The sequence below is a fragment of the Modestobacter italicus genome, assembly GCF_000306785.1.
In the GTDB taxonomy this organism is placed as follows: Bacteria; Actinomycetota; Actinomycetes; order Mycobacteriales; family Geodermatophilaceae; genus Modestobacter; species Modestobacter italicus.
This window is the reverse complement of the sequence record NC_017955.1, coordinates 624,225-641,758: the sequence shown is the minus strand read 5'-3', so window position 1 is coordinate 641,758 and position 17,534 is coordinate 624,225. Positions and strand designations below refer to the sequence as shown.

Annotated in this window: 20 protein-coding genes, 1 pseudogene and 1 riboswitch; of the genes and pseudogenes, 14 read left to right on the top strand and 7 right to left on the bottom strand. The window is 76.9% G+C overall.

The genetic code is table 11. The annotated features are described in order from the left end of the window. Position 1: 1 nt before the first annotated feature. On the top strand, positions 2-1,501 hold the full coding sequence (locus MODMU_RS03090; protein ID WP_014738705.1) for a cobyric acid synthase: 1,500 nt from the start codon (positions 2-4) through the stop codon (positions 1,499-1,501). On the opposite strand, the gene MODMU_RS03085 is transcribed toward MODMU_RS03090, so the two are convergent. Next, complete coding sequence (locus tag MODMU_RS03085; RefSeq protein WP_014738704.1) at positions 1,488-1,877, bottom strand: acyl-CoA thioesterase; 390 nt, start codon at positions 1,875-1,877, stop codon at positions 1,488-1,490. The two genes, MODMU_RS03090 and MODMU_RS03085, sit on opposite strands and share 14 nt — an antisense overlap. Positions 1,878-1,927: 50 nt before the next feature. Here MODMU_RS03085 and MODMU_RS03080 point away from each other — a divergent pair, with 50 nt between their 5' ends. Beyond that, positions 1,928-2,548, top strand: coding sequence for an MSMEG_1061 family FMN-dependent PPOX-type flavoprotein (locus MODMU_RS03080; RefSeq protein ID WP_014738703.1), 621 nt, complete (start codon positions 1,928-1,930; stop codon positions 2,546-2,548). A gap of 33 nt (positions 2,549-2,581) precedes the next feature. Continuing rightward, a complete protein-coding gene (locus tag MODMU_RS03075) occupies positions 2,582-3,007 on the top strand; it encodes a VOC family protein (RefSeq protein ID WP_014738702.1) in 426 nt (141 codons plus the stop codon). Between the two features lie 5 nt (positions 3,008-3,012). Here MODMU_RS03075 and MODMU_RS03070 read toward each other — a convergent pair whose 3' ends face one another. Then, positions 3,013-3,222 carry a hypothetical protein gene (locus tag MODMU_RS03070; protein ID WP_014738701.1) on the bottom strand — a complete coding sequence of 70 codons (210 nt, stop codon included), beginning with the start codon at positions 3,220-3,222 and terminating at the stop codon, positions 3,013-3,015. Positions 3,223-3,441: 219 nt separating this feature from the next. On the opposite strand from MODMU_RS03070, the gene MODMU_RS03065 reads away from it, so the two are divergent. After that, positions 3,442-4,059: a type II toxin-antitoxin system PemK/MazF family toxin gene (locus MODMU_RS03065; RefSeq protein WP_014738699.1), complete on the top strand. Its 618-nt coding sequence runs from the start codon at positions 3,442-3,444 to the stop codon at positions 4,057-4,059. A gap of 12 nt (positions 4,060-4,071) precedes the next feature. Here MODMU_RS03065 and MODMU_RS03060 read toward each other — a convergent pair whose 3' ends face one another. The 5 genes from MODMU_RS03060 to MODMU_RS03040 form a co-directional block, all read right to left on the bottom strand. Continuing rightward, positions 4,072-4,353 carry a hypothetical protein gene (locus MODMU_RS03060; RefSeq protein WP_014738698.1) on the bottom strand — a complete coding sequence of 94 codons (282 nt, stop codon included), beginning with the start codon at positions 4,351-4,353 and terminating at the stop codon, positions 4,072-4,074. Positions 4,354-4,419: 66 nt separating this feature from the next. Continuing rightward, the gene (locus MODMU_RS03055) at positions 4,420-5,475 is read right to left on the bottom strand and encodes an AbrB family transcriptional regulator (RefSeq protein WP_014738697.1); all 1,056 of its coding nucleotides are present in this window, start codon (positions 5,473-5,475) and stop codon (positions 4,420-4,422) included. A gap of 25 nt (positions 5,476-5,500) precedes the next feature. Then, entirely contained in the window at positions 5,501-5,833 is a 333-nt protein-coding gene (locus MODMU_RS03050) for a transcriptional regulator (RefSeq protein ID WP_014738696.1), read from the bottom strand. Further along, the gene (locus MODMU_RS03045) at positions 5,830-6,303 is read right to left on the bottom strand and encodes a hypothetical protein (protein WP_014738695.1); all 474 of its coding nucleotides are present in this window, start codon (positions 6,301-6,303) and stop codon (positions 5,830-5,832) included. The genes MODMU_RS03050 and MODMU_RS03045 overlap by 4 nt, the downstream gene beginning before the upstream one ends. Then, a complete protein-coding gene (locus tag MODMU_RS03040; protein ID WP_014738694.1) occupies positions 6,300-6,746 on the bottom strand; it encodes a hypothetical protein in 447 nt (148 codons plus the stop codon). The genes MODMU_RS03045 and MODMU_RS03040 overlap by 4 nt, the downstream gene beginning before the upstream one ends. 73 nt (positions 6,747-6,819) lie before the next feature. Beyond that, a riboswitch (cobalamin riboswitch) is annotated at positions 6,820-6,941 on the top strand. Between the two features lie 42 nt (positions 6,942-6,983). Between MODMU_RS03040 and MODMU_RS03035 the strand changes: the two genes are divergently transcribed. The 10 genes and pseudogenes from MODMU_RS03035 (at position 6,984) to cobA (ending at position 17,438) form a co-directional block, all read left to right on the top strand. Next, entirely contained in the window at positions 6,984-9,047 is a 2,064-nt protein-coding gene (locus MODMU_RS03035) for a putative cobaltochelatase (protein ID WP_014738693.1), read from the top strand. Continuing rightward, on the top strand, positions 9,047-9,661 hold the full coding sequence (gene cobO / locus MODMU_RS03030; RefSeq protein ID WP_014738692.1) for a cob(I)yrinic acid a,c-diamide adenosyltransferase: 615 nt from the start codon (positions 9,047-9,049) through the stop codon (positions 9,659-9,661). Before MODMU_RS03035 ends, cobO begins: the two co-directional genes overlap by 1 nt. Positions 9,662-9,758: 97 nt before the next feature. Continuing rightward, the gene (locus MODMU_RS03025; RefSeq protein WP_014738691.1) at positions 9,759-11,141 is read left to right on the top strand and encodes a cobyrinic acid a,c-diamide synthase CobB; all 1,383 of its coding nucleotides are present in this window, start codon (positions 9,759-9,761) and stop codon (positions 11,139-11,141) included. Next, positions 11,128-11,865, top strand: coding sequence for an energy-coupling factor ABC transporter permease (locus tag MODMU_RS03020; RefSeq protein WP_014738690.1), 738 nt, complete (start codon positions 11,128-11,130; stop codon positions 11,863-11,865). Before MODMU_RS03025 ends, MODMU_RS03020 begins: the two co-directional genes overlap by 14 nt. After that, the gene (locus MODMU_RS03015; RefSeq protein ID WP_014738689.1) at positions 11,862-12,176 is read left to right on the top strand and encodes an energy-coupling factor ABC transporter substrate-binding protein; all 315 of its coding nucleotides are present in this window, start codon (positions 11,862-11,864) and stop codon (positions 12,174-12,176) included. Before MODMU_RS03020 ends, MODMU_RS03015 begins: the two co-directional genes overlap by 4 nt. Next, on the top strand, positions 12,173-12,913 hold the full coding sequence (gene cbiQ / locus MODMU_RS03010; protein ID WP_014738688.1) for a cobalt ECF transporter T component CbiQ: 741 nt from the start codon (positions 12,173-12,175) through the stop codon (positions 12,911-12,913). Before MODMU_RS03015 ends, cbiQ begins: the two co-directional genes overlap by 4 nt. Beyond that, complete coding sequence (locus tag MODMU_RS03005; RefSeq protein WP_014738687.1) at positions 12,910-13,758, top strand: energy-coupling factor ABC transporter ATP-binding protein; 849 nt, start codon at positions 12,910-12,912, stop codon at positions 13,756-13,758. The genes cbiQ and MODMU_RS03005 overlap by 4 nt, the downstream gene beginning before the upstream one ends. After that, positions 13,752-14,714 (top strand): annotated as a pseudogene (locus MODMU_RS29250) (cobalamin biosynthesis protein); the annotation flags it as partial. The gene MODMU_RS03005 and the pseudogene MODMU_RS29250, both read left to right, overlap by 7 nt. A gap of 421 nt (positions 14,715-15,135) precedes the next feature. Then, on the top strand, positions 15,136-16,212 hold the full coding sequence (cobT, locus tag MODMU_RS02995) for a nicotinate-nucleotide--dimethylbenzimidazole phosphoribosyltransferase (RefSeq protein ID WP_014738685.1): 1,077 nt from the start codon (positions 15,136-15,138) through the stop codon (positions 16,210-16,212). Then, positions 16,209-17,438 (top strand): uroporphyrinogen-III C-methyltransferase, encoded by a 1,230-nt coding sequence (cobA, locus tag MODMU_RS02990; protein ID WP_014738684.1) that lies wholly within the window; start codon positions 16,209-16,211, stop codon positions 17,436-17,438. The genes cobT and cobA overlap by 4 nt, the downstream gene beginning before the upstream one ends. The last annotated feature ends 96 nt before the right edge of the window (positions 17,439-17,534 follow it).

Below are 17,534 nucleotides of genomic sequence, written 5' to 3'. Positions count from 1 at the left end.
GGTGAGCGGCGCGCTGCTGGTCGCCGGCACGACGTCGGACGCCGGCAAGTCGGTGGTCACCGCCGGCATCTGCCGCTGGCTGGTCCGCCAGGGCGTGCGGGTGGCGCCGTTCAAGGCGCAGAACATGAGCAACAACTCGATGGTCACCGCCGACGGCGCGGAGATCGGCCGGGCGCAGGTGATGCAGGCCGCGGCGGCCCGGGTCGAGCCCGAGGCGGCGATGAACCCGGTGCTGCTCAAGCCCGGCGGGGAGAACGCCAGCCAGGTCGTCGTCCTCGGCAGGCCGGTCGCGGACGTCACGGCGCTGTCCTACCGGCCGATGAAGGCCGCGCTGCTGGAGCAGGCGCTGGCCTGCCTGGCCGACCTGCGGTCGCGCTTCGACGTGGTGGTCTGCGAGGGCGCGGGCTCCCCCACCGAGATCAACCTGCGCGCCGACGACATCGCCAACATGGGGCTGGCGACCGCGGCCGGGCTGCCGGTCGTGGTGGTCGGCGACATCGACCGCGGCGGGGTGTTCGCCGCGCTCTACGGCACCGTGGCGCTGATGCCGCCGGCCGACCAGCGGCTGGTCGCCGGCTTCCTGGTCAACAAGTTCCGCGGCGACGCCCGGCTGCTCGCCCCCGGGCTGGACCAGCTCGCCGCGCTGACCGGCCGGCCCACGCTGGGCGTGCTGCCCTGGCAGACCGGCCTGCACCTGGACGTCGAGGACTCCCTCGGCGTGGACGCACCCCGCGGCCCCGCGCTGCCGCCGCACGGGGAGGACGTGCTGCGGGTGTCGGTCGCCCGGCTGCCCCGGCTGTCGAACTTCACCGACCTGGACGCGCTCGGCGCCGAGCCCGGGGTGCTGCTGCGCTACGCCGAGCGGCCCGAGGAGCTCGCCGACGCCGACCTCGTGGTGCTGCCCGGCACCCGGTCGACCGTCGCCGACCTGCAGTGGCTGCGCGCGACCGGGCTGGCCGACGCGGTCGCGCGCCGGGCCGCCGAGGGCCGTCCGGTGCTGGGCATCTGCGGTGGCCACCAGATGCTCGCCCGCACCATCAGCGACGACGTCGAGTCCCGGGCCGGCGTCGTCCCCGGGCTGGGGCTGCTGCCGGCCGACGTCCGGTTCGGCGCGGAGAAGGTGCTGGCCCGCCCCATCGGCACCGCGCTCGGCCACACCGTGCGCGGCTACGAGATCCACCACGGCGTGGTGACTGTCGACGGTCCCGCGGAACCGTTCCTCGACGGCGCCCGGGTCGGCTCGGTCTTCGGGACGACGTGGCACGGCGCGCTGGAGCACGACGGGTTCCGCCGGGCCTTCCTCACCGAGGTGGCGCGGATCGCCGGCCGCCGGTTCGTCGTGGCGCCGGACACCGACTTCGCCGCCGTCCGTGAGGCCCGGCTGGACGCCCTGGGCGACCTGGTCGCCGAGCACGCGGACACCGACGCGCTCTGGCGGCTGGTCGAGGACGGCCCGCCGGCCGACCTCCCGGTGCTGGCGAGCGGGATCAGCCCGCGCTGAGCAGCGCCCGGACGTCGTCCGGCCAGGGGGTGGGGCGGCCGTCGACGGTGGCCACGTAGGTGGTGCGGACCGTGCAGCAGGTCCGGTCGCCCACCCGCACGGTGAACTCCAGGGTCAGGCTGGTCCGGCCGACCGCCGCCGGCCCGACGTCGACCGCCACCGTCTCGCCGTACCGGGCCGAGGAGACCCAGTCCAGCGAGCTGGCCTTGACGAAGTACTCCACGCCCCGCTCGACCAGCGCCTGCCACGGCAGCCCGCGCGCCGCCCACCAGGCGTTGACCGCCTCGTCGGCCCAGACCAGGTAGTGCGCGTTGAAGGCCACGCCCTGCTGGTCGCACTCGACGAACCGGACCGGAGCACTCCACACCTCGGGCACGGGACGCAGGCTACGGACGACGGCTGCGGGCGGGCCGCTACCGTCGACCCGTGCAGCGCACCGTGGAGACCCAGCCCGCCGACGCGGAGGTCCTGGCCGGCTACCGCGAGCCCTCCCAGCTCGTCCGGGACAAGGTGATCGACCGCGTCGACGAGCACTGCCGGGCGTTCATCGCCCTCTCCCCCTTCGCCACCCTGGCCACGGCCGACGCCGAGGGCTTCCCCGAGATCTCCCCGCGCGGCGGCGACCCGGGCTTCGTGCACGTCCTCGACGAGCACCGGCTCGCGCTGCCCGACCGGCAGGGCAACAACCGGGTCGACAGCCTGCGGAACCTCTCCGTCAACCCGCAGGCCGCGCTGCTGTTCTTCGTGCCGGGCGCGGAGGAGACGCTCAAGGTCTTCGGGACGACGTCGCTCGTGGAGGCCGACGCGCTGGGCATCGACCTGGTCGAGTTCGGCCGGGCGCCGAAGTCGGTGGTCGTGCTGACCGTCCAGCGGGCCTACTTCCACTGCGGCAAGGCCGTGATGCGCTCGGGCCTGTGGGACCCGGAGCGGCAGGTCGACCGGTCGACGATGACGCCGTTCGGCCAGGTGCTCAAGGACCACTGCCGGCTGGAGACCCCGCTCCCCGACGACGCCACGATCCGCGCGGACCTGGCCCGCGAGCTGTAGGAAACTGTCGGGGGTCGGGCCTAGCGTCCCCGCATGGCATACCTCTTCCAGGTGACGATCGACTCCACCGCGCCGCACCCGCTCGCCGACTGGTGGGCCGAGGCGCTGGGCTGGCAGCGCGAGCCGACCGACGAGGCGTTCATCCGGCGCATGGTCGCCGAGGGGCACGCCACGGAGTCCGAGACGATGCGGCACAACGGTGAGCTGGTCTGGGCGGTGGGCGCGGCGATCCGGCACCCCACCGACGAGGCGCCGCGGGTGCTCTTCCAGCAGGTGCCCGAGCCCAAGACGGTCAAGAACCGGGTGCACCTCGACGTCCGCGTCGGCCCGGAGAACGTCGACAGCGAGGTGGCCCGGCTGACCGCGCGCGGCGCGACGGTGCTGCACCACGGCCGGCAGGGCCCCTTCCGCTGGGTCACCATCGCCGACCCGGAGGGAAACGAGCTCTGCCTCACCTGAGCCGGTCAGCCCAGGCGGAGCTCCCGCTCTACCTCGCGCTCGGCCCGCCGCTCAGCGACCGCGCGCTGGGCGAGCAGCCGCCGGCGCTCGTTGCGGGGCCGGCGTCCTGATCGGTACCGCGCGTCCTCGACGAGCTGGAACGCCGCCAGCGCGCTCGCGCGCACGGCTGTGGGGAGTGGGACCTCGACCGGGTGGACCGGCTCCGCTGTGGACATCAGGCTGCTCTTTCCCCCGTGGCGCCCGGTGTTCGGCCGCCAGTGCAATGTGGCCCGCCGGGCCGCATCTCAACCGCGATGTGACCCGTCAGTCCCGCTCCGCGCATCGACGATCACACGTGGGAGGCGCCGCGCCCGAGCGCCGCGCGGGAGCGCGCCGGCCCCGGCGGCGTGTCGCCGGGTGCCACGCCGCAGCGGCCATCCCCTACGGTCCGGTGGGTGGCGAGCAGTGCGTGGCGCAGGGTCCTGGGTCGGCTGGTGGACGTCGCTGTCCGGCAGGGCAGCGAGGAGCTGGCCCGGCGGAGCCGGCGCGACCGCTCCGCCACGGCGCCGCGCCCGCCGGCACCGCGCCGCTCCGCCCCGGCCCGGTCGACCGCCCCGGCGGCCCCGCCGCGGGCCACGCTGCCGCCGGCCGGCCCGCCGCGGCGCCGCGGCCCGGTCACCGAGCACACCGGCCCGCTGCGGCTGGAGTACCGCCCGCACGACGACGACCGGCCCGACCCCGGCGAGGTCGTCTGGGCCTGGGTGCCCTTCGAGGAGGACGACGGCCGCGGCAAGGACCGGCCGGTGCTGGTGGTCGGCCGCGACGGCGACGCCCTGCTGGGGCTGATGCTCAGCAGCAAGGACCACGACCTCGACGCCGACGACGAGGCCCGCCAGGGCCGGCACTGGGTGGACGTGGGCACCGGCGCCTGGGACCGCCAGGGCCGGCCGAGCGAGGTGCGCGTCGACCGGGTGCTGCGGATCGACCCGGCCGACGTCCGCCGGGAGGGCGCGGCGCTGGACCGGGCCCGCTTCGACGAGGTCGCGGCCGAGGTGCACCGCCGCCGCGGGTGAACCGCCGGGCGCTCAGTGCTGGTCGGGGCAGGGGTCCTCGACGCGCTGGGTGCGCGGGCGCAGGTGGTACACCCCGGCCGAGTCGGTGAGCGACTGCAGGTCGTAGCGGTGTACGACCTTCGGCCCGCCGTGCAGGTGCACGTGGGTGATCGTCGGCAACGGGTCCCCGTGCCGGGCCTCGCGGATCTCCACCCGGCCGTCGAGCGGGCCGCCGACGAAGAGCAGCACGGCATCGGTGCCCTCGGCGCTGCTCACGGCGTCGGCACTCGCTTCTCCCTCGGTCGACTGGCGCACCCGGACCAGGGTAGGCGCGCGCCCGCCCGGCGACCGGCTCGTCCACACCGGTGTGGCGGACACCGCTCAGCCGGACCGGGGTCGCAGCACCCGGGCCAGCAGCGGCGCGGAGAAGAGCATCACGAACAGCCGCAGCACCTGCACCGCCAGCACGAAGGTCGCGTCGGCACCGCTGCCGGTGGCGGTGGCGAGCACGGCGTAGAGCCCGCCGGGCGTGGTCGCCAGGTAGCCGTCGAGGAGCGTCACCCCGGCGGCGCGGGACAGCACGACGCCGAGCCCGGCGCAGGCGGCCACCGCTCCGACGATGAGCACCAGCGCCAGCGGGAGCGCCCGGCCGACCAGCCGCAGGCTGTCCCGGGTGAAACCGAGCCCCACCTGCAGCCCGATCGCGAGGAAGCCCGCCGCCTCGACGACCGCCGGCACCCCGGCGCCCCGGGACAGGCCGGTCAGGTCCAGCGCGGCGGCGACCGCGAGCGGGCCGAGCAGCGCCCCGACGGGCAGCCGGCTGACCCGGCCGAGGAGCACGCCGACGGCGACGCAGACCGCGGTGAACAGCAACCCGGCGGGCCAGCCGGGTCCGTCGCCGGCCGGCGCCGTCCCGCTGCCGGCGGAGGCGCCGTAGACCGTCGTCGCCACGACCGGCATCGCGACCACGATGAGCAGCACCCGCAGGTACTGCAGCACGGCGACCACCTGCTCGTCGGCGCCGAGGTCGCGCGCCATCGCGGTGATGCCGGAGGCGCCGCCGGCGATCATGGAGAACGCGCCGGTCACCGGGCTGATCCCGCGCTGCAGGCGCATCAGCTGCCCCGCGACCATGCTGACCAGCAGGGTCGCCACGGTCACCGCGAGCACGGGCAGCCAGTGCTCGGCGATCGTGCGCAGCGTGGCGGTCTGCACCAGGGCACCGATCGAGACCCCGATGACCGCCTGCGCGCCGATCCCGGCCGGGCGGGGCAGCGAGAGCCGGCTGCGGCCCAGCAGCGCCCGCCCGAGCCCGGCGACCAGCCCGCCGAACAGCGGGGCCGAGGGGACGCCGAGCAGGGCGAGCAGCACGCCGGCGGCGACCCCGACCGCGAGGACGGCGGCCCAGTCGAGCAGCCCGCGCCGTCCGCCGTCCATCACGGCCCACTCTGCCCGGCGCTGGTCAGGCTCCCGTGCCGACCCCTCCGGTGGCCGCGTCCAGCGGTCCGGCCACGATGCGGCGGAGCTCGGCGACGTGCCCGGCGAAGGCCGCCCGCCCGGCCTTGGTCAGGGCCAGGCTGGTGCGCTGCCGGGAGGCGATCGTCGCCTTCCGCACCGCCACGTACCCGGCCTCCTCCAGCTGCTTGACGTGCTTGGAGAGCACCGAGTCGCTGACCCCGACCGCGTCCCGGACGGCGGAGAACTCCATGGTGTCGACCGCCGCCAGCAGCCCGCAGATCTGCAGCCGCGGCGACGGGTGGATGACCGCGTCGAACCGCGGGACGACGGCGCTCACCGGCCGGCCCGCAGACCGGCCGCGTAGACCCGGGTCACCCACCGGCCGAGCAGGGCGACCGAGGTGCCGAGCAGCACGCCGACGACGACCATCGTCCCGCGCAGGTCGAGCAGGTACTCGGCTGCGCCGCCGAGGGCGAGGAGTCCGGCGCAGCCGATCGCCCACCACCGGACGGCGAGCCGGACGCGGTCCTGGACCGGGCCCACCCGGCGGGCGTCCCACCAGGTGCCGGTCCGCCGCCGGTACACCGCGACCAGGGCGCGCAGGCCGGCCAGGTAGAGCACCAGAGCGAGCAGCACGACCCAGGCACGGTGGGCGGCGTAACTGCTCACGAACCCGGCGAACAGCAGACCGGAGGCGGCGTCCCACCACCACGGCTGGACGATCCGGTGGGCCAGCGCGGCCTGGTCGGCCTCCAGCACCTGCAGCTGCGCGACCGCGGCCTCCCGGTCGGAGACCCCGCCGGTCACCGCTCGCCCCGCAGCTGCGCGGCGTAGGCCCGCCCCCAGTGCCGGCCGAGCAGGGTGACCGCGAGGCCGAGGACCGCGCCCGCCGGCACCATCACCCAGTGCTGGTCGAAGCCCTCCGCCAGCACGAACGCGGGCACCAGGACCAGCAGCACCAGCGCGGCCCACAGCGCCATCGTCCGGGCGTCGACGTTGACCCACACGCCGGTGATCCGCTTGTAGACCGAGACCAGCAGCGCGAGGCCGACGAAGAAGACGACCATCGCCGGGAAGGTCACCCAGAGGGAGTCGGCGGCGTAGGAGGACAGGAACCCGAACAGCAGCAGCCCCAGGGCCACGTCGTGCCACCACGGCTGCACGACCCGGTCGGCCAGCGCGGCGCGGTCGGCGTCCAGCGCGGCCAGCTGGGCGGCCGCGGCGTCCCGGTCGATCTCGTTGCTTTCCATGTCGGAAAGAGTGACGCATGACTTTCCACTTCGTCAAGAGACACCGCCCCTGTCCTCAGCGGAGCCGCCGTGGTCTGATGGGCGCGAACTGCGACGGCAGTGGAGGAAGCCCGGTGAGACTCCGGCGCGGTCCCGCCACTGTGAGCCGGCTCCCCCGCCGGTGAGTCAGGAACTCCCGCCGTCGCCTCCTGCCACCTCCGGGCGTGGACACCCGGGGAGAGGACCAGTGACCTACCCGTGACCTACCCGTTCGGCGCCGTCGTCGGCATGGACGACATGCGGCTCGCCCTCCTGCTCAACGCCGTCTCGCCCGCCGTCGGCGGTGTGCTGGTCCGCGGGGAGAAGGGGACGGCGAAGTCCACCACCGTGCGGGCGCTGTCCGCCGTCCTCCCGCCGGTCACCGTCGTCGCCGGCTGCCGGTTCGCCTGCGACCCCGCCGCACCCGACCCCGGCTGCCCCGACGGCCCGCACGACCCCGGCACCCCGTCGGTCACCCGGGCCGCCCGGCTGGTCGAGCTCCCGGTCGGCGCCTCGGAGGACCGGCTGGTCGGCTCGCTGGACCTGGAGCGCGCGCTCACCGAGGGCGTGAAGTCCTTCGAGCCCGGACTGCTCGCCGGCGCCCACCGCGGCGTGCTGTACGTCGACGAGGTCAACCTGCTGCACGACCACCTGGTCGACCTGCTCCTCGACGCCGCCGCGCTCGGCCGCGCCTACGTCGAGCGGGAGGGCGTCTCGGTGCAGCACGCCGCCCGGTTCCTGCTGGTCGGCACGATGAACCCCGAGGAGGGCGAGCTCCGCCCCCAGTTGCTGGACCGCTTCGGCCTCACCGTCGAGGTGGCCGCCCCGCGGGACGCCGACCTCCGCGCCGAGGTGGTGCGCCGCCGCTTCGCCCACGACGCCGACCCGGCCGGCTTCGCCGCGACCTGGGCCGCCGACGAGGCCGCGCTGGCCGCCCGGATCGCCGGGGCGCGGGAACGGCTGCCGCAGGTCGTCCTCTCCGACGCGGCGCTGCGCCAGGTCACCAGCGTCTGCGCCGCCTTCGACGTCGACGGGCTGCGCGCCGACATCGTGACCGCCCGCGCCGCCATCGCGCACGCCGCCTGGTGCGGCCGCACCGACGTCACCGAGGACGACGTCCGGGTCGCCGCCCGGCTGGCCCTGCCGCACCGCCGCCGCCGCAACCCCTTCGACGCCCCCGGCCTGGACGAGGACACCCTGGACCAGGCCCTCGCCGACTCCCGCCCCGACGAGCCCGACGACGACCCCGAACCCCCGACCGACGGCGGCCCCGGCGGCCCCGACGGTGGCGGCGGCACTCCCCCGCCGTCCGGCGACGCAGGTAAAGGAACCAATACCGGCGGATCCGAGGCCGAAACGCAGGTAAAGGAACCTATGCCCGCGGACGACGAGGGGCCGACGACGGCGCCGCGCGGTGAGGGCGGTGGGCACACCGAGGCCGCGCCCGCGCCGGAGAAGGCGGCCGTCGCCCCCGACTCGCCGTTCCGCGTGCAGCGCCTGGAGGTGCCCGGCATCGGCGCGGGCGCGGCCGGGCGCCGGTCCCGGGCGCGCAGCGAGCGCGGCCGGGTGGTCGGCTCGCGGCGCCCCGACGGCCCGGTCACCCGGCTGCACCTGGTCGACACCGTGCTCGCCGCCGCACCGCACCAGCGGGCGCGCGGCCGCAGCGGCACCGGGCTGCGCGTCCAGCGCGAGGACCTGCGCCAGGCCTCGCTCGAGGGCCGCGAGGGCAACCTGGTGCTCTTCGTCGTCGACGCCAGCGGCTCGATGGGCGCCCGCTCGCGCATGGCCGCGGTGAAGGGCGCCGTCCTCTCCCTGCTGCTGGACGCCTACCAGCGGCGGGACAAGGTCGGGCTGATCACCTTCCGCGGCGGCGAGGCCGAGCTGGCCCTGCCGCCCACCTGGTCGGTCGAGGCGGCCGCCGCCCGGCTCACCGGCCTGCCCACCGGCGGCCGGACACCGCTGGCCGCCGGGCTGCTGCGCGCCCACGAGACCCTGCGGCTGGAACGGGTCCGCGATCCGCACCGCCGGCCGCTGCTCGTCGTCGTCACCGACGGGCGGGCCACCGGCGCCCGCGGCACCGACTCCCTCGGCGAGTCCCGGCGCGCGGCGGCACTGCTGGCGGCCACGGGGGTGGCCGGTGTCGTCGTCGACTGCGAGTCCGGCCCGGTGCGGCTGGGCCTGGCGGCGTCCCTGGGTCTCCAGCTCGGCGCGCAGATCCTGCGCCTGGAGGAGCTGGGCGCGGAGCAGCTGGCCGGCGTCGTCCGGGAACGGCGGGCGGCCTGATGCCGCAGGGGCAGGTCACCGCCGTCCCGGTCGACGGGCTCACCACCCGCCAGCGCCGTAACCGCCCGCTGCTGGCGGTGCACACCGGGGAGATGAAGGGCAAGTCCACCGCCGCGTTCGGGATGGCGATGCGGGCCTGGAACCAGGGGTGGTCGATCGCGGTCTACCAGTTCGTCAAGAGCGCCAAGTGGAAGGTCGGCGAGGAGAACGCGCTGACCGCACTGGGCCGGCTGCACGCCGAGACCGGCGAGGGCGGCCCGGTCGTCTGGCACAAGATGGGCTCGGGCTGGTCCTGGTCGCGCAAGCACGGCGAGGAGACCGACCACGCCGCCGACGCCGCCGAGGGCTGGGCGCAGATCAAGCGCGACCTGGCCGCCGAGGCGCACCGCTTCTACGTGCTCGACGAGTTCACCTACCCGCTGAAGTGGGGCTGGGTCGACGTCGAGGACGTCGTCGAGACCCTGACCCACCGGCCGGGCAACCAGCACGTGGTCGTCACCGGGCGCGACGCCCACCCCCGGCTCGTCGAGGCCGCCGACCTGGTCGTGGAGATGACCAAGGTCAAGCACCCGATGGACGCCGGCCAGAAGGGCCAGCGGGGGATCGAGTGGTGACCGACGTGACCCCCTCCCCTGTTGATCATCGGCGGGTGGCGCGTCCCGCCGGCGTGTCGAACGACCAGATGCCGATGATCAACCGCGGGGCGGACCGGTGAGCAGCCACCGGATCCCGCGGATCGTCGTCGCGGCGCCGTCGTCCAACGCGGGCAAGACGTCGATCACCACCGGGCTGGTCGCCGCGCTGACGAACCGCGGCCTCGTCGTCAGCCCGCACAAGGTCGGCCCGGACTACATCGACCCCGGCTACCACGGTCTGGCCGCCGGCCGCCCCGGCCGGAACCTGGACATGTGGCTGGCCGGCGAGGACCGGGTCACCCCGCTGTTCCTGCACGGCGCCCGCGGTGCCGACGTCGCCGTCGTCGAGGGCGTGATGGGCCTGTTCGACGGCGCCGCGCACGCCAGCGTCGAGCCCGGCTACGGCTCCACCGCGCAGGTCGCCGCCCACCTGCAGGCGCCGGTGGTGCTGGTCGTCGACGCCGCCTCGCAGGCCCGCAGCGTGGCCGCGCTCGTGCACGGGTTCGCCACCTTCGACCCCACGGTGCGGATCGGCGGCGTCGTCCTCAACCGGGTCGGCAGCGACCGGCACGAGGCGATCCTGCGCGAGGCGCTCGGCGCGGCCGGGGTGCCGGTGCTCGGCGCGGTCCGCCGGATCGAGGCGCTGCAGACCCCGTCCCGGCACCTCGGGCTGGTGCCGGCCGCCGAGCGCTCGGCCGAGGCGGTGCGCACGGTGCGCGCGCTGGGTGCGGTCGTCGAGGCGAGCGTCGACCTGGACGCCGTCCTCCGGCTGGCCCGCACCGCCCCGGACCTGGCCGGCGACGCGTGGGACCCGGTCGCCGAGGTCACCGCGGTGCCCGGCCGGCCGGTCGTCGCCGTCGCCGGCGGCCCGGCCTTCACCTTCGGCTACGCCGAGACCGCCGAGCTGCTGACCGCCGCCGGCGCCGAGGTGGTGACCGTCGACCCGCTGCGCGACTCCGCACTGCCCGAGGGCACCGCGGCGCTGGTCGTCGGCGGCGGGTTCCCGGAGGTGCACGCCAGCGCGCTGAGCGCGAACGTCGGCCTGCGGACGGCGATCGCCGACCTCGCCGCCCGGGGAGGGCCGATCGCCGCCGAGTGCGCCGGGCTGCTCTACCTGTCCCGGGAGCTCGACGGCGAGCCGATGTGCGGCGTGCTGCCGACGACGACCGCGATGCACCCCCGGCTGACCCTGGGGTACCGGTCGGCGGTGGCGCTCACCGACAGCGTGCTCGCCCCGGCCGGCACTCGGGTCCGCGGTCACGAGTTCCACCGCACCACCGCCTCCCCCGCGGCGGGCGCGACCCCGGCCTGGCAGTGGAACGCCGACGGCCCCGAGGGCTTCGTCTCCGGCAGCGTGCACGCCAGCTACCTGCACCTCCACTGGGCCGGCTCCCCCGCCATGGCCTCGCGCTTCGTCACCGCGGCCGCTCGTCAGGAGGTGCTGGGTGCACATCGCTGAGGGGTTCCTCCCGCCCGCGCACGCCATCGGCTGGACCGTCGCCGCCGCCCCGTTCGTCGTCCACGGCGCCCGGTGCGTGGTCAGGGAGGTGCGGGAGAACCCCGAGTCGACGCTGCTGCTGGGCGCCGCCGGGGCGTTCACCTTCGTGCTGAGCGCGCTCAAGCTGCCCTCGGTGACCGGCTCGTCGTCCCACCCGACCGGCACCGGGCTGGGCGCCGTCCTGTTCCGGCCCCCGGTGATGGCGCTGCTGGGCACGATCGTGCTGCTGTTCCAGGCGCTGCTGCTGGCCCACGGCGGGCTCACCACGCTCGGCGCCAACGCCTTCTCGATGGCGGTCGTCGGGCCGTGGGTCGGCTACGGCGCCTACCGGCTCACCCGCCGGCTCGGCGGCGGCCTGCTGCCGGCCGTGTTCGCGGCGATGGCGCTGTCGGACCTCTCCACCTACGTGACCACGGCGCTGCAGCTGGCCTGGGCGCACCCGGACGCCGAGAGCGGCTTCCTCGGCGCGGCGGTCAAGTTCCTCGGCGTCTTCGCGGTCACCCAGGTCCCGCTGGCGATCGGCGAGGGGCTGCTCGGCGTCCTGCTGTTCCGGGTGCTCACGGTCAACGCCCGGCCCGAGCTCGAGCGCCTCGGCGTCCTCACCCCCGAGCCCGACGAACCAGGTTCCGGCGCCGAGACCGGGCCCGGTTTCGGCGCCGAGACCGGCGAGGGGGAACGGCGGTGAGGCGGCACGTGGTGACGGCGCTGCTGGTGCTCGCCGTCGTCGCGCTGTTCGCGCTGCCGCTGCTCCTCGACGACGGGAGCGACTACGCCGGTACCGACAGCCGCGCGACCGAGCTGATCGAGGAGTCCGACCCGGGCTACACGCCGTGGTTCTCCTCGGTCTTCTCCCCGGGGTCCGCCGAGGTCGAGTCCGGGCTGTTCGCGCTCCAGGCAGCACTCGGCGGCGGCGTCCTGGGCTACGTGCTCGGCCGGCTGCGCGGACGCCGGGTCGCCGAGAAGGCGGCGCAGCAGGACGAGGCCGGCGGGCCGTGAGCGGACTCGCGATCGACGACGCCGCCTGGGCCAGCGCCTGGCGTCCCCGCTCCCCGGGGGACAAGGTGCTGGTCAGCCTGGGCCTGGTGTTCAGCGCGCTGCTGCTGCCGGTGTGGCCGGGGAGCGTGCTGGTCGGGCTGGTCGCGGTCGGGCTGGCGCTGGGCCCGGCCCGGGTGCCGGCGCGCACCTTCGGCCGGGCGGTGCGGGCGCCGCTGGCGTTCATCGCGATCGGCGCGCTGACCACGGTCGTCGAGGTCGGCGGCGGCGGGGTCGGCTGGGCGCCGGACGCCGCGGCCCGGGCCGGCTCGCTGGTCGGTCACGCGGTGGCCGGCAGCGCCGCCGTCCTGCTGCTGGCCACCACGACGCCGCTGTCGGACCTGCTGCCGGCGCTGCAGCGGCTGCGGGTGCCCGCCGCCGTCATCGAGGTCGCCTCGGTGACCTACCGGATGCTGTTCGTGCTGCTCACCAGCCTGCGCACCATCCGCGAGGCGCAGACCGCCCGGATGGGCTACGCCGGCCTGCGCCACTCCTACCGCTCGTCGGGGGCGCTGGCCGCCGCGGTGCTCACCCGCTCCTGGGACCGCGCCCGGCGGCTGCAGGAGGGGCTGGCCGGCCGCGGTCTGGAGACCGGGCTGCGGGTGCTGCCGGAGACGCTGCCCGCCTCCCGCCGCTTCGAGGCCGCCAGCGTGCTCGGCCTCGCCGCGCTCACCGCGGTCAGCCTGGTGGTGGCCCGGTGAGCCACCTGACCCTGGCCGGCACCGGGCTGGTGGTCGGCTACGACCGGTCCCGGCCGGTGCTCGACGGCGCCTCGCTCACCGTGGCCCCGGGCCGGCGGCTCGCGGTGCTCGGCGCGAACGGCTCGGGCAAGACCACGCTGCTGCGCTGCCTGTCCGGCGCCCTGGCCCCGGCCCGCGGCCGGGTGACCCTGGACGGCGCGGAGCTGCGGCACACCCGCGCCGGCCTGCGCGCCCACCGGCAGGCGGTCCAGCTGGTGCTGCAGGACCCCGACGACCAGCTGTTCAGCGCCTCGGTCGCCCAGGACGTCTCCTTCGGTCCGGTCAACCTCGAGCTGCCCGAGGCCGAGGTGCGCGCCCGGGTCGCCGAGGCGCTGGACCTGCTGTCCGTCACGCACCTGGCCGGCCGGCCCACCCACCAGCTCTCCTACGGCGAGCGCAAGCGGGTGGCGATCGCCGGCGCGGTCGCCATGCGTCCCTGCGTGCTGCTGCTCGACGAGCCGACCGCCGGGCTCGACCCGACCGCCGTCGGGGAGGCGCTGGCCGCGCTGAGCCGGCTGCAGGAGGCGGACTCCACCGTCGTGATGAGCACCCACGACGTCGACCTGGCGCTGCGCTGGGCCGACGAGGTCGCCGTCGTGGTCGACGGCGGGGTCGTGCAGGGCCGCCCGGACGTCGTCCTCGGGGACGACGTCCTGCTGGCCCGCGCCCGGCTGGACCGGCCCTGGGCGCTCACCGTGGGGGCCCGGCTGCAGGCCCTGGGGCTGCTGCCCGGCGGCGCCCTCCCCCGCGACGCCGACGCCCTGGTCGCCGCCCTGCCCGACTCCCCGGGCGTCCGGGCGTGCTGACCGTCGGGGTCGGCGCCGCCACCGGGGTGACCGTCGAGGAGGTGCTCGCCGCGGTCGACGCGGTGCTGCCCGCGGCCGGGGGCCCGGTGCGGCTGGCCACCCTCGACGCCCGCAGCACCGAGCCGGGGCTGCGCGAGGCCGCTGCCCGCCGCGGCTGGCCGCTGACCGGGCACCCGGCCGCGGCGCTGGCCACGGTGCCCGTCCCGGCACCGTCGGCGCGGGTCGCCGCCGCCGTCGGCACCCCCTCGGTGGCCGAGGCCGCCGCGCTGCTCGACGGCGGGCAGCTCGTCGTCGGCAAGACCGTCCACGGCCGGGTCACCGTGGCGGTGGCGGCCGAGCCGGACCTGCGCCACCACGGGGACGTCGAGGCGACCCCCGGCCTGGTCGACCTCGCCGTCAACGTCCGGGACGGCACCCCGCCGGACTGGCTGCGCGCGGTCCTGCACGACGCCGTCGACGCGAGCGCCGGATACCCCGACCCGCGGGCGGCCCGCGCCGCCGTCGCCGCGGCGCACGGGCGGCCCGAGGCCGAGGTGCTGCTGACCGCCGGCGCGGCCGAGACGTTCACCCTGCTCGCCCGCGCGCTGCAGCCCCGGCGGGCGGTCGTCGTACACCCGTCCTTCACCGAGCCGGAGGCCGCGCTGCGCGCCGCCGGGCACCCGGTCGATCGGCTGCTGCTGGCGCCCCCGGGGTACCTGCTGGGCGGGGTGCCCGAGGACGCCGACCTGGTGGTGCTGGGCAACCCGACCAACCCGACGTCGGTGCTGCACCCGGCCGAGGCGGTCGCGGCGCTGGCCCGGCCGGGCCGGGTGCTCGTCGTCGACGAGGCGTTCGCCGACACGGTGCCCGGCGAACCCGCGTCGCTGGCCGGGCGCGCCGACCTCCCGGGCCTGCTGGTGGTGCGCAGCCTGACCAAGACCTGGGGGCTGGCCGGGCTGCGGGTCGGCTACGCGCTGGGCCCGGCCGACCTGGTCGCGGCGCTGGCCGCCCAGCAGCCGCACTGGCCCGTCTCCCTTACGGGCTCGCCGCGCTGTCGGCCTGCACGGCACCCGCGGCGCAGGCCGAGGCCGACGCGGCCGCGCGGCAGCTGGTCGAGCACCGGGCGGCGCTGCTGGCCGCGCTGCCGGCCGGCGTGCGGGTGGTCGGCACCCCGCGCGCCTCCTTCGTCCTGCTGCACGTCCCCGGCGGCGCGGTCGTGCGCGAGCGGCTGCGGGAACGGGGCTGGGCGGTGCGCCGCGGCGACACCTTCCCCGGGCTCACCGGTGACCACCTGCGGGTCGCCGTCCGGGACCCCGGCACCTCGCGTGCGTTCGGCGCCGTGCTGGCTGAGATCCTTGTCGAGGTCCTCGCCGGGACCACCACCTCGGAGGAGACCCGTTGAGCCACTTCGCCGGCACGCTGCTGGGCGAGACGATCGCCGCCGTCCGCCCCCGGGACGCCGCAGCGGAGCACGCTGCCCGGCAGCGGCTGGACCGGATGACCAAGCCGCCGGGCTCGCTCGGCGTGCTGGAGGACGTGGCCGCCCAGCTCGCCGGGACCGCCGGGGAGTGCCCGGCGCCGCTGCCGACCCCCGCCGCCGTCGCTGTCTTCGCCGGTGACCACGGGGTGCACGCGCAGGGCGTCACGCCGTGGCCGCAGGAGGTGACCGCCCAGATGGTGGCCAATTTCGCCACCGGCGGTGCGGTGGTCAACGCCTTCGCCGCCGGCCTCGGCGCGGACGTCGTCGTGGTCGACGTCGGGGTCGCCTCGCCGGTCGGCCCGGCTGCCGGGCTGCTGGACCGCAACGTCCGCCGCGGCACCGCCGACCTGGCCCTCGGCCCGGCGATGACGCTCGAGGAGGCCCGGCGCGCCGTCGAGGTCGGCATCGAGGTGGCCACCGGGCTCGCCGCCGACCACGGCTGCCTGGTCACCGGCGACATGGGGATCACCAACACCACCGCCTCGGCCGCCCTGGTCTGCGCCTTCACCGGCGCGAGCCCGGTCGCCGCCACCGGCCGCGGCACCGGGGTCGACGACCCCACCCTGGCCCGCAAGGTCGACGTCGTCACCCGCGCGGTGGCCCGGGTGCCGGCGCCGCCGACGACCCCCGAGGAGGCGCTCGCCGCGCTGGCGGAGGTCGGCGGGCTCGAGCACGCCGCGCTGGCCGGCTTCCTGCTCGGCGCTGCCGCGGCCCGCGTCCCGGTGCTGCTCGACGGCGTCATCGCCGGCTCGGCGGCGCTGGTCGCCGCCGCGCTCTGCCCGACGGCGCTCGAGCACGCCCTCGCCGGGCACAGCTCCGCCGAGCCGGGCGCCGGCCTGGCGCTGCGCGCGCTGGGGCTGCGCCCGCTGCTGGGCCTGGACCTGCGGCTGGGCGAGGGCACCGGCGCGCTGCTGGCGTTCCCGCTGGTCGCCAGCGCGGCCCGCGCGCTGCGCGACGTCGCCACCTTCGACTCGGCGGGCGTCACCGAGAAGTGAGCTCCCCGACCGATCCCGCCACCGTCTACCCGGTCGGCCTCCGGCTGGCGGGGCGCCGGGTGGTCGTCGTCGGCGGTGGCCAGGTCGCCCACCGGCGCGTCGCCGGCCTGCTCGAGGCCGGCGCCCTGGTGACCGTGGTGAGCCCGGAGCTGACCCCCGCTCTGGAGGCCCTGGTCGCCCCCGGGTCGGTGACCTGGCACCCCCGGCGGTACGTCGCCGGGGACCTCGCCGGCGCCTGGTACGCCGTCGCCGCCACCGACGCCCCCGCGGTCAACGCCGCCGTCGCCGCGGAGGCCGAGCGCGACCGGGTGTTCTGCGCCCGGGCCGATGACCGGTCGACCTCGACGGTGTGGACCCCCGCCGTCGGCCGGCAGGGCGACCTGGTCGTCGGCGTGCACGGCGGCGGCGACCCGCAGCGCGCCGTCGGCGTCCGCGACGCAGTGCTCGCCGGGCTCACCGACGGCTCGATCGCCGACCGGGCCGCGCGCGCCCCGTCGGTCGCCGTCGGCAGCGTGGTGCTGGTCGGCGGCGGGCCGGGCGACCCGGGGCTGGTCACCGTCCGGGGCCGGCAGGCCGTCGCCGGGGCGGACGTCGTGCTGGCCGACCACCTCGCCCCGCAGGGGCTGCTCGCCTCGCTGCCGCCGGAGGTCGAGGTCATCGACGCCTCCAAGCTCCCCCGCGGGCGGGCGATGGCGCAGGAGCAGATCAACACCCTGCTGGTCGACCGGGCGCGGCGGGGCAAGCGGGTGGTGCGGCTCAAGGGCGGCGACCCGTTCGTGTTCGGCCGCGGCTACGAGGAGCTGGAGGCGTGCACCGCCGCCGGCATCCCGGTGGAGGTCGTCCCCGGCGTGACCAGCGCGATCGCCGTGCCCGGGCTGGCCGGGATCCCGGTCACCCACCGCGGCATGACCCACGAGTTCGTCGTCGTCTCCGGGCACGTCCCGCCCGGGCACCCGTCGTCGCTGGTCGACTGGGCGGCGCTCGGCCGGCTGCGCGGCACCGTCGTCGTGTTGATGGGCGTCGACACCGCCCCGGCGATCAGCGCCGCGCTGATCGAGCACGGCCGGGACCCGCAGACCCCGGTCGCCGTCGTCAGCGACGGGGCGACCCCGGCGCAGCGCTCGGTGCGCACCACGCTGGCCGGTCTGGCGCAGACCCTCGTCGACGAGGGCGTGCGCCCGCCGGCGGTCTGGGTCGTGGGCGACGTCGTCGCACTCGGCGCCTGAGGGCGCTCCCAGCTCCGACGTCCGCCGGCGCACCTCCGGCCGGCCGACCCGGCCCTGCGGACGCCCGGTGACCGTCCGGTGACGCACACGCCGTCG